Source organism: Natronomonas amylolytica, assembly GCF_037031205.1.
GTDB classification, from domain to species: Archaea; Halobacteriota; Halobacteria; order Halobacteriales; family Haloarculaceae; genus Natronomonas; species Natronomonas amylolytica.
On the sequence record NZ_JAYEZM010000008.1, the window covers coordinates 133103 to 147865 of the forward strand.

Below are 14763 nucleotides of genomic sequence, written 5' to 3' on the forward strand. Positions count from 1 at the left end.
GCTTCGATTCGACGCGCGGACCAAAACCCACATTCTCCTCGGCACCCTACGGCCGGCCAATGACACGTCGGTACACACCGACCCGCCGCCGGTTCCTGAAGGCCGCCGTCGCCGTCGGCGGCACCGCGGGGCTTTCGGCCTGCCTCGATATGACCGACGAACCGGTCCCCGAGGGCGTCGACGACCCCTCGACGCTTCCCGCCCGCCAGCACGCGTGGCGGGAGTCGATGGCCACCGACGAGCACGGCAATCCCGTCCTGCCGCGTCACCACACGTTCCTCTACGTCGACCTCGACGAGTCGGGCGAACCGAGCGACGAGACCCGACAGCGAGTCGAGGACGCGCTGTCGCTTCTCGACCGCGCCTACGAGCGCTCGTCGGCCGGCCTGCTGTACTCGGTCGGCTACACGCCGGCCTACTTCGAGCGCTACGGGACCACGCCCGAGAGTGTCGACCTCCCGGCGCCCCGCCGACTCTCGGATTTCGAGGACCCCGACTTCCACACGCAGGACGCGCTGCTGCATCTCGCCTCGGACCGCGCCGACGTGGTACTGGAGGCCGAGGAGGCGCTCTTCGGCGACGGCGAGACCGCAAACGGCATCGAGGCCGTCGCCTTCCCCGGCACCGTCGAGGACCGCCGGACCGGCTTCATCGGCGAGGGGATGCCCGCCGAGCGCGCCGACGAGGTCGACGGCATCCCCGAAGACGCCGACGTGCCCGAGGCGGCCAAACTGTTCATGGGATTCAACGCCGGTTTTCGGGGCAATCAGGCCACCGAGGCGTACGTCACCATCGACGACGGCCCCTTCGCCGGCGGGACCACGAAACACGTCGTCACGCTCCAGCAGCGCCTCGACCGCTGGTACGGCGACAACGACCACGACAGCATGGTCAAGAAGCTGTTCAGCACCCGGAAGGTTGGCGACATCGAGGGCGTCGGCGCCAACGTCGGCGACGACAGCGGCGTCGTTCCCGAGGACTTCGAGAACCTCATCGAGGAAGCCAACGACCACGGCGCCATCGGCCACGCCCAGAAGATGGCCGCGGCCAACCGCGACGAGGAGGGCAACATCCGCACGGTCCGCCGCCACGTCGAATCCACCGACTCCGGCGTCGCCAGCCTCCACTTCCCGAGCCTCCAGCAGGAAATCTCCACCTTCGAGGAGATCCGCGAGGCGATGAACGCCGCCGACGTCGTCAGCGAGACGCCCGCCATCCGCCAGCGGGTCAACAACGGCATCCTCCGGTACATCTTCGTCAAGGACCGCGGGAACTTCCTCGTCCCGTCGCGCGAACAGCGCGCGCTCCCGCGACCGGACGGCAGCGTCTAGTCGAGAAACGCCGTCTCGCGGCCCAGGGCGCCTCGAATCCGAACACCCAGCGGCGCCATCATCGCGCCCAACAGCGCCTGCACCGGCACCAGAAGCAACGCGATAAGCAGCGTCCGGAAGCCGAGCAGAAGCACGCCGAGGTCGCCGCTGACGGCCGACTGCACGACGCCGACCACGAGGAAGGCGAGAAAGCCCACCGCGGCGCCGTACCCGCCGGCACGCACGCCCGCGCCGACGTGACCCGAGGTTTTCGACAGCAGGCCCGCGACCAATCCCCCGGCGAGGCCGGACAGAAAGACGACTGGCGCGAACTCGCCGTCGAGGAAGAAATCGGCGACGGCGGCACCGACGAAGACGGACCACGTCGCCGCCGCGCCGGCGAGCACGCGTCGTTGCATACCGTTCGATGGACCGCGCGGCCGAAAACCTTAGCGAACCCGGCCGGAGAGCAGACCGACGAAGCCGAGCGCGAACGTCTCGTAGCGCCGTTCGACGGTCCGGTCGGCGAGAGCGCGCCGCGAGGCGGCCACCCGCTCGGAGAGGGCGCTATCGACGCCGCCGAACGGCGCCCGAGCCACGTCCCACGCGGTCGTTCCGGGCGCTCCAACGGCGGTGAAGATTCTGAAAAGCGGGTTCAGCGGCCGACCCAGCGGCTCCTCGGTCGCAGTCGCATCGAGCAGCGCGATACGGCCGCCACTGCCGACGATGTCACACCAGTCATCGACGACCGACGTCGGGTCCTCGAACATCCCACAGACGAACGTCCCGACGATGGCGTCGATGTCGGTCCCGGCACCGGTGCCGGCATCACCAAAGGGTGGTCGTGTGGCGTCGGCCCGTAGCACCTCGACGTTGTCGTATTCCACAGCGCGTTGCCGCGCCCGGTCGAGCAGTTCTGGGGTGATGTCGAGGCCGACGACCCGACCGTCGGGGCCGACCTGTTCGCGGAGATACGGCAGGTTCGCGCCGGTTCCACAGCCCATCTCGACGACCGTATCGCCGGGCGAGGCGACGGCCTCGGCGGTCGCACGACGCCAGCGGCCGACGCCGGGTGCCGTCGCGATGCGGTCATAGTAGTCGGGCCAGCGGCCATAGAACTCGGCGACGCTCATCAGACAATATCGCGGATGGTCCCGACGACGGCCGAGGCGTCGGCGCCGAGGATGTAACAGACCGGTTCGACGCCGAACCCGCCGGTCTGATATAGGACGTCCGCGTCGGTATCGGCAGCGAGCGCGTCCGCAATCGCCGTCTCGACGTCCGCCTCGGCGTCGAACTCGACGGTCTCGTAGCCCGCCGCGTTCATCTTCTCGACGAGGCCCTCGTCGTAGCGGACGTTCAGTGCCGCGCGGGCGTCGTGGCCGGCCGCACGGGCCGCCAGCAGGACCGAGGCGACGTGTTCGGAGACGCCGAATTCGGGGTCGCTCGGCACCGTCGCCTGTCCCTTGATGTCCAGGATACGCCCCGGAACCGCGGCGACGTCGTCGATGGTTTCGGCCTCGGGAAGCGCTTCAACGAGGTTCGACCCGACCGCCGGAATCAGGGCCGCGAATCCGCTGATGGTTTCGAGGGTCCGGACGCCGCGGCGGACCGACGACCGGACGCGTTCGGCGGTCCGCAACTCGCTTTCGGGGTCGTGGATGTCGAGGGCGCCCTCGTGGTCGGCAAGCGGCGGGAACGACTCCTCGTGAAGGCGCGCCAGCAGGTCGCCCCGCTCCAGTTTCCGGATGAGGACCTCCGTCTCGACGAGTGCCTGCACGCGCGTCATATCGCCCGAGACGAGGCCGTCGGCCAGTCGGTCGACCAGTTCGATAACGCGGTCGTCCGCCGCGATGGCGTCGTTCGTCTCCACCTCGCCGTGGGCGTACTTCGAGACGGCACTTTGGCTGATACCGAGCAGTTCGGCGACCTCGCTTTGGGTGCGGTCCCGGTCGCGCAACTCGCCGGCCAGCATCGCCCGGAACGTCGGGAGGAACTCCTCGACGACGACTTCCTCGATGAACTTCATCGGTCCAGTTGCTCGCCGCCGAACTCCTCGTCCGACTGGATGCGGGAGGCCTGCGGCCCGGCCTGTCCCTGATATTTCGACCCGCGCTCGGCGCCGTAGGGGCGTTCGGCGGGGTTTTTCAGTTCGGTGAAGGTCAACTGCGAGATGCGCATCTCGGGGGTCAGCGCGACCGGCGCGGTGCCGAGATTCGAGAGTTCGAGCGTTATCTGGCCCTCGTAGCCCGGGTCACAGAGGCCCGCAGTCGCGTGGACGACGACGGCGAGGCGGCCCAGCGACGAGCGGCCCTCGACGTGGGCGATGAGGTCCGCCGGAATCTCGACGCGCTCCTTGGTCGTTCCCAGCACGAAGTCGCCGGGATGGAGGATGAAGTCCTCGCCCTCCTCGACGTAGGTCTCGTCGACGTACTCGTCGACCTCCTGTTCGCTGTTGGGGTGGATACAGGGGATGTTGGTGCGCTGGAACTCGAGGAACTCCCGGCCGAGTCGGAGGTCGATGCTGGCCGGTTGAATCTGCAACTCGGGGTCGTCGAGGGGTTCGACGACGAGGTCGCCGTCGGTCAGGCGACGGCGGATGTCCGCATCGGAGAGTATCATGCCCGGAGAGGGGGGCCTCAGGGGCTTAAAGGTCAACGATGCGGGCTAACCGAAGAGGACCATGAGAAGCGAGATGCCGACGGCGGCGGCCGCGGCGAGCGTCGCACGGTCGGTCGGGAGGTCGTAGGCGCCGACCAGTCCCTCCCGCCAGACGTAGCCCTTCCAGAGCGTCACGGCGATCCAGACGAGCAACACGAGCGAGTCCTCGCCGCTCGCCGCCGCCTCGAGTTGCCGCTGGGCGGTCTGGGGGTCCGAGAACGACACCGACGCGAACAGCATGTAGGCCCGCACGAAGCCGATTATCGTCGCGGGAATCTCCAGAAGCGCGGCGATGCCGACGACCCCGAAGGTCCTACCGTAGGTCGCCTCGGTGGCGTCGCCGCGGACGAGGAGGTGGACGACGCCGGCGAGAATCGCCCAACTGACGAGCATGACGATGGGGAGGACGACGAGGACCGTCCCGAACACGCGCCGGAACGCGCGGCGCCCCTCGGGCGGGAGGTCGACGAGCGCGAGTTGCATCACCGCCCACAGGCCGACCGCGGTGACGACCGCCACCAGCAGGATGGCGCCGACGGCGGGCAACGCGAGCGATTCCGGGCGGCGCGATTCGAAGAAGTCTCTCGGGGACACGAGCAGGTCCCGGAGGGCGTGGAGGGCCATCGGATGCGGTTTGCTGGCCGCCCCATATAAAAGCCCACGGCCGCGTGCCCGCCAACCGGCCTGCTTTTGTCCCTCTCGGCCCCACGCCTCGATATGAAACAGGCCATCGTCGCCCGCACCGACATCGGGATGGGGAAGGGCAAACTCGCCGCACAGGTCGCACACGCCTCGCTGCAGGCCTACGAGGACGCCGATTCGAGCACGCAATCGTCGTGGAAATCCGGCGGCCAGAAGAAAATCGTACTTAAAGGAAAGAGCGAGAGCCAGCTACAGGAACTGGCCGACACGGCCCGTCGCGAGGGCCTCCCCTACGCGCTCGTCCGCGATGCCGGCCACACACAACTGGAACCCGGCACCGTCACGGCGCTGGCCGTCGGTCCCGGCCCCGAGAACGTCGTCGACAAGGTGACCGGAGACCTCTCTCTCTTCTAAACCCACTTTTTGCACGCTCCGGCGATTCGGCGCGCAAGGCGCCGAACCCGCCTCCGCGGCAAAAACGTGGGGAAAATATGCGCGCGCTCCTCCTGTCGCGGCGCCTGACGGCGCCGCGGTAGTCGTCGCGCGCTACCGGACGCTCACTTCGTTCGCGTCCGGGGAAACGGCGCGCTTCGCGCGCCGTATGCTGACGGTTAGTTGAACCCGCGGTAATACTGCCGCGGGATGGGTGCTTCGTGCCCCAACTCTTGGGCCGCTCGAATCGCGAAGTAGGGGTCCCGGAGGTGTTCGCGCCCGATGACGGCGAGGTCGGCACGGTCGTTTCCGATGATGGCGTCGGCGCCCTCGGGTGTCGTAATCTTGCCGACGGCGCCAACCGGCATGCCGCTTTCGCCGACTCGCTCGGCGTAGGGTACCTGAAAGTGCGGGCCAGTCTCGGGAATCTGTTGGTCGGGGTGAATCGCGCCGGCACTCACGTCGATGAGGTCGACGCCGAGCGGTTCGAGGTCCCGCGCGAGACGGGCTGAATCGCCGACCGTCCACGAGTCGCGGTCCGGGAGCCAGTCGGTCGCCGAGATGCGGACGAAAAGCGGCGTTCCCTCGGGAACCTCGTTGCGGACGCCCGCGACGACCTCCCGGAGCAGGCGCGTCCGGTTCTCGAAACTGCCGCCGTACTGGTCCTCACGGGTGTTCGTCACGGGCGAGAGGAACTCGTGGAGGAGGTAGCCGTGGGCGGCGTGGATTTCGAGAATCTCGAAGCCGGCGTCGAGAGAGCGAAGGGCAGCGTCGACGAAGGCGTCGACGATTCGCGCGATGCCATCGGTATCGAGGCGTTCCGTTTCGAGAGGTTCGTCGTGGGGCCACGGCGTTTCGGTGGGCCCGACGGGCGTCCAGCCGCGGTCGTCGTGGACCGGCCCGCCGCCGTCGCCGGGGCGTTCGGTCGAGGCCTTCCGTCCGGCGTGAGCCAACTGGATGGCCGGCGTCGCGCCCTGTGATTTGATGAATTCGGTGGTCGATTCGAGGGCTTCGGCGTGGTCGTTGCTCCAGATGCCGAGGTCGTGGGGCGAGATGCGGCCCCGGGGCGTGACCGCCGTCGCCTCGGCCATGACGATGCCGGCGCCGCCGGATGCCCGACTGCCGAGGTGGACCTGATGCCAGTCGGTGGCGAGGCCGTCGGTGTCACAGGAGTACTGACACATCGGCGAGACCATCACGCGGTTCCGTGCGGTCACGTTCCGGACCTCGAACGGCGTAAAGAGATGCATTACTGGACGTTCGATTCCCGTTCAAAAGACGCTTTGCTTCCCGGATACCGCCGAGTCGGGGGCCGCACTCGGCTACAGGAAGACGAGCGCGGTCAGCCCGACCAGCAGGGCGAAGGTCAGCAGGAAGACGCTCGTTCCGGCGGAGGCCCGGAGGCGGAGGGTTCCCTCCTCGCGGCCCTCGGGGAGTTCGGCGGCGTCGACGCCGGGAACGCGCTCGGCGGTGCGGTAGGCGTAGCGGCCGGGGTCGGCGCCGACCCGCATCGAGGCGCCCGCGGTCGCCATCACGACGCGGTCGACGGCGGCCCACAGTTCGGTGACGCCCCACGTCAGCCACCGGCCCAGATAGAAGCCGGCGGGGAAGACGACGCGGTCGACGTCCGGGAGCCACGCGATGCGGGCCAGCGGCCCCTTGAGGCTGAAGAAGCCGACGAAGCCGACGACCAGCAGGACGATGCCCTCGGTAAGGTGGCCCGTGCTGTAGGGGTGGAGTTCCTCGACGAGCAGGTCGGTGAACGGCAGCAACTCGAAGAGCAGGCCGGGCATGAGGCCGAAGAGCAGACAGAAGCCGCCGACGGTGAGCATCGCGACGGTCTGGCCGGGCGTGGCGTCGGCCGGTTCGGCGGTGTTGTCGCCGTGGAAGAACATGTAGTAGCCCAACTTGATGAAGGACATGAACGTCCCGACAGCCCCGAGGAGGAGGAGCCACCAGAGGGCGTCGCCGTAGGCGAAGCCCTCGATGCCGAACTCGAGGTTGTGGATGTGGTGGGCCTCGTCGAGAATCATCCCCTTCGAGACGAAGCCGTTGGTGCCGGGGACGGCCGTAATGGAGACCGCCCCGAGCAGGTACGCGAGGAAGGCCAGCGGCATCACGTTCCAGAGGCCGCCAAGGTTCTTGATGTTCTCCTCGCCGGTGCGGTAGACGACGACGCCGACCGCCATGAACAGCAGTGCCTTATAAAGGATGTTGTTGAACAGGTGGGCGAGGCCGCCGGCGATGGCGACTTCGGTGCCGAGACCGATGCCCGCGAGGATGTAGCCGACCTGCGCCTGGATGTGGTAGGACAGCAGGCGCCGGGGGTCGTACTGCAGCAGCGCGAAGAAGGCGCCGTAGACGGCCATCGCGCCGCCGAGATAGGCGAGCCACATCGCGCCCTCCGGGAACGCCCGGTACATGGTGTAGGCGGCGATTTTCGTGGTGAACACCGACAGGAAGACCGAGGCCGCGACGTGCGGTCGCGGGTAGGTATCGGGCAGCCACGAGTGCAGGAAGATGAACCCGCAGTTGATGCCGATGCCGATAGCCGCCAGCGGGACGGCGGCCTCGGCGATGCCGACCGTCGCGTCGTAGCGGAACGACCCGACCTCGACGAAGTGGACGACGACCGCCGCCAGCAGGATGGTGCCGCCGGTGCCGTGATACAGCGCGTAGCGGTAGCCGGCCCGGACCGCCTCGCCGCCGTAGTGCCAGACAAGCAGCGTCGAGGTGACGGCCATCAGTTCCCAGAAGAAGAGTAGCGTCAGCCAGTCGCCGGCGAAGACGGCGCCGACGGTGCTGGCGACGTAGCTCATCGCGAAGGCCGTCTGGACGGGCGTCGCCTCGGTCTCGTAGGCGTAGACCACGGCGGCGGTCGCGAGGATGGAGACGGCGACCGCAACAAGGCGGGCGGGGTCGTCGACGTTGAGGAAGACGACATCGAAGCCGAGGAATCGGGTGTCGATGAACGTCCCGTTCTCCAGCAGGAGCGCCTGCACGCCGACCGCCGCAGTCGAGGCAGCGGCGACGAGATGCCCCGGCAGTCGCGGGAGGACGGCGACCGCGAAGGCCGCAAGCAGGACGTACGCGAACGGCGGGATGGACTCTATCATCGTGCCACCTCCGTGCCCTGGAGGACGCCATCGACGATGACCTCGATGAGGTCGAGGAAGACGGCCTCGGAGGGGACGACACCGAGAACGATGGCGCCGGTCACCGCCGCGAGGATGGGTCCGAGCATGAACCACGTCGTCTCCCGTCCGAGGAGGGCTTCACGCGGCGAGAGGCGCTGCCAGCCGCCGGCCGGCGGCCCCTCGTGGTGATGGTGGTCCTGGTGTTCGTGGACGTCCGACTCGTGACCATCGACGGTCTCGTCGGCCGTGGGGTCGGCATCTGCCTCCGCGTCCTCGTCCTCGGGTACCGAGTGGTCGCTGGGGTTCTGGTCGACGGCGTATTCACCCTCGACGCGCGGTGCGGGCTGGCTGTAGTCGCGTTCGACCGACTCGCCGGAGAAGTCAGGCTGGAGGTCCGCGGGGTCGACGTCGATGTCGCGTTCGTCTTCGTCATCTTCGTCGTCTTCGGCGTCTTCGGCGTCGTCGATAGGCGCCCCTCCGTCGGTTTCGGCCAGAATCGACCGCCGTTCGCCGCCGGGTGCGAAATCGACCAGCGGCTTGGCGTCGTGGTCGTCCTCGGCCTCGAAGAAGGCCATGTAGACGACCGGCCAGAAGTAGGCGATGTTGAGGACGCCCGAGACGAGCAGCGCGCCGGCGAGATAGTAGCCGACCGGCGTGAAAGCCAGCCCCATCTCGACGCCGCCGATGACCATGTAGTACTTCGAGACGAAGCCGGCGAAAAGCGGGATGCCGGCCATCCCCGCGGCCGCGAGCGCGAACGCACCCAGGGTTACGGGCATCCGCTTGCCAATTCCGGCCATCTTCGAGATGTGGTCGGTGTGGGTCTCGACGTGGATGGCCCCCGCACAGAAGAACAGGGTGAGCTTCATGAACGCGTGGGCGGGGATGTGCAACAGCGCGCCGACGAGGCCGTGCCAGCCGAAGATACCCAGCCCGAGGACGATGTAGCTGAGCTGTGAGACCGTCGAATAGGCCAGCCGCTGTTTGAGGTGGTCCTTCCGGAGCGCGATGAAGGAGGCCGCAAGCAGGGTGAACGCGGCGAGCGAGGAAATGACCAGCCCCATCCCGATCTGGTAGGCCACCTCGGGGCCGAAGACGTGGAGGGTCACCCGCGCGACGCCGAAGGCGCCCGATTTGACGACCGCGACGGCGTGCAGCAGGCCGGAGACGGGCGTCGGCGCGACCATCGCGACGGGGAGCCACTGGTGCAGCGGCATCAGGCCGGCCTTGACGCCGAAGCCGACCGCGAGCAGGAGGTAGGCTATCTGGACGAGCGTCTCGTCCTCGTTGGCCATCGTCGCCAGTTGCTCGATGCCGCCGGCGGTGAAGGTCACCGTCCCGGTGCCGACCATCGTCGTCAGCCAGTAGACCATGACCGTCCCCGCCAGCACGAGGACGCCGCCGCCGAACATGGTGTAGGCGAGGTACTTGCGGCCGGCCGAGCGGGCCTCGTCGGTCTCGTCGTGGGCGACCAGCGGGTAGGTCGCCACCGAGAGCAACTCATAGAAGACGAAGATAGTGACGAGGTTGCCGGCGAAGGCGATGCCCATCGTCGCCGCCAGCGAAGCCGCGAAGGAGGCGAAATATCGGGTCTGGCCGTGCTCCTCGAGGCCGCGCATGTAGCCGATGCTGTAGAAGGAGGTGATTATCCACAGCAGGCTGGCGAGCATCGCGAAGAGCGTCCCCAGCGGGTCGGCCCGGAGGACGAACTCGATGCCCGCGACGAAGGCACCGGCCGAGAAGACGTAGGTTTCGCCGTCCAGCACGCCGGGCACCATCGAGGCGACGATGCCGAACTTCGTGACGGCGGCGACGATGGTCACGGCTTCACGGACATTCGGCCGGCGATGGGCGGCGAAGATGCCGAACATCGCGACGAGCGACACCAACACGGCGAACAGGGGACGTGGGTCGTCTATCATAGAACAGCCTCCAGGAAGGGTTCGAGGAACGTCTCGAGGGTCGGTGCGGCGAATCCGAGGCCGACGGCGAGGACGGCCATCACGACGGCCGCGAGAACCGTACCGAAGGACACCGAGGGGTCAGCGTCGGCGATGTCGGCGCCGCCATCCGAGCGCAGCGACGCGTCGGCGGCGACGGCGCCCTCGACGCCCTCGGCCGGTCGGAAGTAGAGCGTCTCCAGCAGGCGTGCGGCGTACAGCAGCGTCAGCAGCGTGCTGAGGAAGATGACGCCCGCGACGATTGGCGTGCCGGCTTCGACGGCGCCCCAGGCGATGTACCACTTGCCGAGGAACCCGATAGATGGCGGGATTCCGACCAGCGAGAGCAAGAGGATGCCCATCGCGGCGACGGTGACCGGCGAGCGGTAGCCGAGGTTGGCGTACTTCGAGACGGCGCGGACGCCGTAGGCGCTCGACAGCACGCCGACGGCGAGGAACAGGCCGGTCTTCATGATTCCGTGGCCGACCAGATGGATGACGGCGCCGATAAGCGCCTGCTCGGTCGCGAGGCCGAAGGCGGCGATTATCATCCCGAACTGGGCGACCGAGGAGTAGGCGAACATCCGTTTCACGTCGGACTGCATGACGGCGAGTATCGAACCGGCGAGGATGCTGACCGTCCCCGCGGCCACGAGGGCGCGGCGGGCCAGCGGCACCGCCTCGAAGAAGGCGGGCGTGAAGACGGTGTAGATGAGGCGGGCGATGGCATAGGCGCCGACCGTCGACACCAGCCCGGAGATGTAGGCGGTGACGGTATCGGGCGATTCGGCGTAGGCATCGGGCATCCACGTATGCAGCGGGAAGACCGCGGCCTTGACCGAGAGGCCGACGGCGATGAACGCGAAGGCGGCGACGATAAGCGGGTTGCGGTAGCCCGCGAAGTCGGCGATGGCCACCGAGAGTTCGACCATGTTCAGCGTGCCCGTCGCCACCAGCAGGAAGCCGACGCCGACCAGATACAGCGAGGCGCCGGCGGTCCCGACGATGAGGTACTTCAGGGAGGCCAGCGCCGCGTCCGGCGAGCGGTCCGAGGCGACCAGCGCGTAGGTCGCCAGCCCCGTAATCTCGAGGAAGACGAACAGGTTGAACACGTCGCCGGTCAGCGAGACGCCGAGCAGACCGCCGAACAGCAGCAGGAAGATGCTATAGAAGCTGTTGCGTCGCGGGCCCGCCGTCCGGGCGTAGCCGAGGACGACGAGCGTGACGACGACGATGAGGGCGGCGACGACGACCGAGAACTGGTCGGCGACCAGTTCGATGCCGTACTGGCGCGGATAGCCGCCGAGGCTGTGGACGAGACGGCCCTCGGTGGCGACACGCTGGCCGACGGTGGCGACGAGGCCGGCGTTGACGAGGGCGCCGATGACCGCGATGGGCCAGCCGACCTTCTCGAATCGCAGGCCCAACAGTAGCGGCAGCGTCGACAGCAGGATGGGGACCGCGATGAGCAGCGGCAGTTCGATGTTACTCATCGGCCACCTCCCGGATGGTGTCCTCGTCGAGCGTGCCGTACGCCGAGTAGATGCGGATGATGAGCGCCAGCGCGACCGCGGTCAGGCTGACGCCGACGACGATGGCGGTCAGCACGATGACCTGTGGCAGGGGGCTGGCGTACTCGCCGACCGCACCGCCCTCCGAGGGGATGACGGGAACCGACCCGCCCTGTACGTAGGCCATCGCCACGAAGAACAGGAATATGGCGCTCTGAAAGAGGTTCAGGCCGATTATCTTCTTGACGAGGTTCGGACTGGCGATCATCATGTAGAGGCCGACCGAAAGCAGGACCGCGAAGGTGGCGTAGGCGTACCGGGTCGTCAACGCGTCGACGAACAGGGGCATCTCGGGAATCACGCCTCCTCACCCCCATTGAAGCCGGCGGCCGTCAGGAAGAACAGCCCCATGATGACGCCCGAGACGATGGCGGCGACGCCGCCGATCTCGATGGCCTCCATGCCGTACTTGGTGGCCTTCTCGCCGAGAAGCGGCGCGTAGCGGCCGTATTCGAGGAACTGGCCGCCGTACGCGAGCGCGCCGAGGCCGACGCCCACGAAGACGACGACGCCGCCCGCGGCGAGGCCGGTGATGGCGTCGTTGCCGACCCACTCGCGGGTCGGTTCCGCGCCGAAGGCGAACGCGAGCATGAGGACGACGACGCCGACCAGGGCGCCGCCCTGGAAGCCGCCGCCCGGCGTGTCCGCGCCGTGGAAGGTCATGAAGAGGCCGTAGGTGAGGATGAACGGGGTCACCACCCGGACGGCAGTCATGATTATCTCGCTTTCCGTGTAGGGTGCCTCGGGGTCCTGTTGGCTCATGCGAACACCTCCTTGCGTAGGACGACGAGAACGGCGACGCCGGCCGAGAAGACGACGACCGCCTCGCCGAAGGTGTCGAAGCCACGGTAGGCCGCGAGGACGGCCGTCACCGTGTTGTGGACGCCGGTGTCCGTGTAGGCCGCCGCCAGATAGTACGCCGACACCGACTCGCCGGGCGTGCCGGCCGCGCCGGTGACGGGCGTGACCCCGCCGAGGAAGTTCTCGGCGGGGATGGTGCCGACCACGAACAGCAGCACCGCCGCCAGCCCGACCGACACCGTCGCGGCGGGCCAGTTGATGTCCGCGAGGACGACCCCCTCGGCCGGCCGGGAGGTCTTGGCGATGGTCAGAAGCAACAGGATGGTCGTCACGCCGGCGCCGATGGCGGCCTCCGTGAGGCCGACGTCCGGCGCGAGTAGAAGCGAGTAGAACAGCGCCATCCCGAGGCTGTAGGCGGCGAAGACGATGATGGCCGCCAGCGTGTCCCGCAGCAGGGCGGTCGCGACGGCGGTCACGATGACGAACCCGGCGAGGGCGAAGCCGACGAGACTCATCGGCGCTCGTCCCCCTCCGTCCACGGTTCGATGCCCTCCTCGTAGGCCGCCCGCGCGACGGCGTGGGCCGCCGTCGGGTTCGTGATGAAGATGAACACCAGCAGGAGGACCGCCTTGATGACCTCCGTCTCGAAGCCGTACGCAAGGACGACGGCGCCGACGACGAGGCCGGCGCCGAGGGTGTCCGTCTGGGAGGCGGTGTGGGCCCGCGAGTAGACGTCGGGCAGTCGGATGACGCCCACGGCGGAGACGAACGTGAAGAAGACGCCGCCCGCGAGCAGCGCGACGATGACGCCCAGTCGGATGTCGTTCATATCACGTCACCTCGCTTGACGGTGAACTTGGAGATGGCGATGGCCATCAGGAAGTTCAGCAGGGCGTAGACCAGCGCGATATCGAGGAACGACTCGGTGTCCAGCGCCACCGCGAGCAACGCGAGGATGACGACGGTGTTCGTGCCGAGGACGTTGACCGCGACGACGCGGTCCTGCATCGTCGGCCCCTTGACCGCACGGTAGAGGACGACGATGGCGAGGACGACCAGCGCCGCCGCCGTCGCGAGGAAGGCGGTTTCGAGCATTCAGCTATCGCCCTCCTCGGCGTCGTCAGCCGCCGCTTCGTCGGCTTCCTCCTCGGGGTGCTGGAGTATCTCGCAGTCGTCCCGTTCGCGCGGCGAGGCGATGGCGGCCGACGACCGGCCGTAGAAGGCGAAGCGAACGGCGCGTTCGAGCGCGCCGTCGAAGAGGCCCTCCCGGGCGCTTTCGAACAGCGCGTGGACGTAGAGGTCCTGTCCGTCGGACTGGACGGTGAGCGTCCCGGGCGTGAGCGTGATGCTGTTGGCCAGCGTCGTCAGCGCGACGCTGTCGCCGACCGCCGCGCGAACGCGGGTCATTCGGGGTTCGATTGGCATCTTCGGATGGAGGATGATGTAGGTGATGGCGATGTTCGCCACGACGATTTCGTAGAGCAGATACGGCACGTAGAGCACGAGGCGGACGCTCTGTTTGAGGAGGCGACCCACCCTCGGTCGCTCGGAAAGCGAGATGCGGTGGAGCGCGCCCGCGACGATGCCGGCCGAGAGCGCGCCGGTCACGAGTTCGTAGTAGAGGTCGTAGCTGTCGCCGCTGGCGATCTTGAAGCCGCCGAGTAGCTGATAGAAGGCAAAGGCGACCACGAAGAGGATGCCGAACTGCATGAGGCCGCCGGGACGGGTCAGTCGCGCGCGGCGGGTCTGCCGGTCGACCAGCGCTTCCTGAACGGTCAGGCCCCGTCTGACGAGGTCGACCTCCATCGGGCGCAACAGCGGGAGGTTACCGCCGGGGCTGTATTCGGGGTCGACGACGACCTCCGAGAGATCGTGGTCAGCGGCGTAGCCCGCGATGACGCGGGCGTAATCGTCCGGGCTGAACAGGTACTCGTCGGTCCCGATGAGCGACGTTTCGATGGTTATCGAAGCGTCGCCGGCGTCCTCGCGGGCCCAGACCTCGACCCGTTCGAGGAACGCCTCGGTCTCGGCGTAGACGTCGGCACCGACATCGCCGATGTCGTGCCACGCGACCGGCGCGACGAAGTGGAGGCGCGGGTCGTCGGCCTCCAGCGCGACGTCGACGGCGTAGCCGACCGTCTGCCGTAGCGTGACCGACTGGCCGACGGGAACGAGCACCGCACCGCTTGCATCCGTCTCGGGGGTTGCATCAGGCACGGCTAGTCACTATCCATTGTATTTCACCACCCGCATCAAAACGGTTTATCTT

General features: G+C 68.0%; 17 protein-coding genes. 2 read left to right on the plus strand and 15 right to left on the minus strand.

Annotated features, from left to right (window positions below; translation table 11 throughout):
• Positions 1-59 precede the first annotated feature (59 nt).
• Entirely contained in the window at positions 60-1331 is a 1272-nt protein-coding gene (locus U5914_RS12885; protein ID WP_336136178.1) for a DUF7405 family protein, read from the plus strand.
• On the opposite strand, the gene U5914_RS12890 is transcribed toward U5914_RS12885, so the two are convergent.
• The 5 genes from U5914_RS12890 to U5914_RS12910 are packed head-to-tail and all read right to left on the minus strand — an operon-like array spanning position 1328 to position 4595.
• Positions 1328-1729: a hypothetical protein gene (locus U5914_RS12890; RefSeq protein ID WP_336136179.1), complete on the minus strand. Its 402-nt coding sequence runs from the start codon at positions 1727-1729 to the stop codon at positions 1328-1330. The two genes, U5914_RS12885 and U5914_RS12890, sit on opposite strands and share 4 nt — an antisense overlap.
• Before the next feature lie 30 nt (positions 1730-1759).
• On the minus strand, positions 1760-2446 hold the full coding sequence (locus U5914_RS12895) for a class I SAM-dependent methyltransferase (protein WP_418766763.1): 687 nt from the start codon (positions 2444-2446) through the stop codon (positions 1760-1762).
• Complete coding sequence (locus U5914_RS12900; protein WP_336136181.1) at positions 2443-3339, minus strand: thiamine-phosphate synthase family protein; 897 nt, start codon at positions 3337-3339, stop codon at positions 2443-2445. Before U5914_RS12900 ends, U5914_RS12895 begins: the two co-directional genes overlap by 4 nt.
• On the minus strand, positions 3336-3932 hold the full coding sequence (gene dcd / locus U5914_RS12905) for a dCTP deaminase (RefSeq protein WP_336136182.1): 597 nt from the start codon (positions 3930-3932) through the stop codon (positions 3336-3338). The genes U5914_RS12900 and dcd overlap by 4 nt, the downstream gene beginning before the upstream one ends.
• Before the next feature lie 45 nt (positions 3933-3977).
• A complete protein-coding gene (locus U5914_RS12910; RefSeq protein ID WP_336136183.1) occupies positions 3978-4595 on the minus strand; it encodes a YIP1 family protein in 618 nt (205 codons plus the stop codon).
• A 93-nt stretch (positions 4596-4688) separates the two neighbouring features.
• Between U5914_RS12910 and pth2 the strand changes: the two genes are divergently transcribed.
• Positions 4689-5027 carry a peptidyl-tRNA hydrolase Pth2 gene (gene pth2 / locus U5914_RS12915; RefSeq protein WP_336136184.1) on the plus strand — a complete coding sequence of 113 codons (339 nt, stop codon included), beginning with the start codon at positions 4689-4691 and terminating at the stop codon, positions 5025-5027.
• Between the two features lie 197 nt (positions 5028-5224).
• Here pth2 and U5914_RS12920 read toward each other — a convergent pair whose 3' ends face one another.
• From U5914_RS12920 to U5914_RS12965, 10 genes are all read right to left on the minus strand, one after another.
• Positions 5225-6295 carry an NADH:flavin oxidoreductase/NADH oxidase gene (locus U5914_RS12920; RefSeq protein ID WP_336136185.1) on the minus strand — a complete coding sequence of 357 codons (1071 nt, stop codon included), beginning with the start codon at positions 6293-6295 and terminating at the stop codon, positions 5225-5227.
• Between the two features lie 72 nt (positions 6296-6367).
• Positions 6368-8161, minus strand: coding sequence for a Na(+)/H(+) antiporter subunit D (locus U5914_RS12925; RefSeq protein ID WP_336136186.1), 1794 nt, complete (start codon positions 8159-8161; stop codon positions 6368-6370).
• The gene (locus U5914_RS12930) at positions 8158-10104 is read right to left on the minus strand and encodes a proton-conducting transporter transmembrane domain-containing protein (protein WP_336136187.1); all 1947 of its coding nucleotides are present in this window, start codon (positions 10102-10104) and stop codon (positions 8158-8160) included. The genes U5914_RS12925 and U5914_RS12930 overlap by 4 nt, the downstream gene beginning before the upstream one ends.
• On the minus strand, positions 10101-11615 hold the full coding sequence (locus U5914_RS12935; protein WP_336136188.1) for a proton-conducting transporter transmembrane domain-containing protein: 1515 nt from the start codon (positions 11613-11615) through the stop codon (positions 10101-10103). The genes U5914_RS12930 and U5914_RS12935 overlap by 4 nt, the downstream gene beginning before the upstream one ends.
• Positions 11608-11982 (minus strand): cation:proton antiporter subunit C, encoded by a 375-nt coding sequence (locus U5914_RS12940; RefSeq protein ID WP_336136189.1) that lies wholly within the window; start codon positions 11980-11982, stop codon positions 11608-11610. The genes U5914_RS12935 and U5914_RS12940 overlap by 8 nt, the downstream gene beginning before the upstream one ends.
• Positions 11983-11990: 8 nt before the next feature.
• Positions 11991-12455 (minus strand): MnhB domain-containing protein, encoded by a 465-nt coding sequence (locus tag U5914_RS12945; protein WP_336136190.1) that lies wholly within the window; start codon positions 12453-12455, stop codon positions 11991-11993.
• Entirely contained in the window at positions 12452-13009 is a 558-nt protein-coding gene (locus tag U5914_RS12950; protein WP_336136191.1) for a DUF4040 domain-containing protein, read from the minus strand. The genes U5914_RS12945 and U5914_RS12950 overlap by 4 nt, the downstream gene beginning before the upstream one ends.
• Positions 13006-13323 carry a monovalent cation/H(+) antiporter subunit G gene (mnhG, locus tag U5914_RS12955; protein WP_336136192.1) on the minus strand — a complete coding sequence of 106 codons (318 nt, stop codon included), beginning with the start codon at positions 13321-13323 and terminating at the stop codon, positions 13006-13008. Before mnhG ends, U5914_RS12950 begins: the two co-directional genes overlap by 4 nt.
• Complete coding sequence (locus U5914_RS12960) at positions 13320-13589, minus strand: cation:proton antiporter (protein ID WP_336136193.1); 270 nt, start codon at positions 13587-13589, stop codon at positions 13320-13322. The genes mnhG and U5914_RS12960 overlap by 4 nt, the downstream gene beginning before the upstream one ends.
• A complete protein-coding gene (locus tag U5914_RS12965; protein WP_336136194.1) occupies positions 13590-14711 on the minus strand; it encodes a monovalent cation/H+ antiporter subunit E in 1122 nt (373 codons plus the stop codon).
• Positions 14712-14763: the final 52 nt, after the last annotated feature.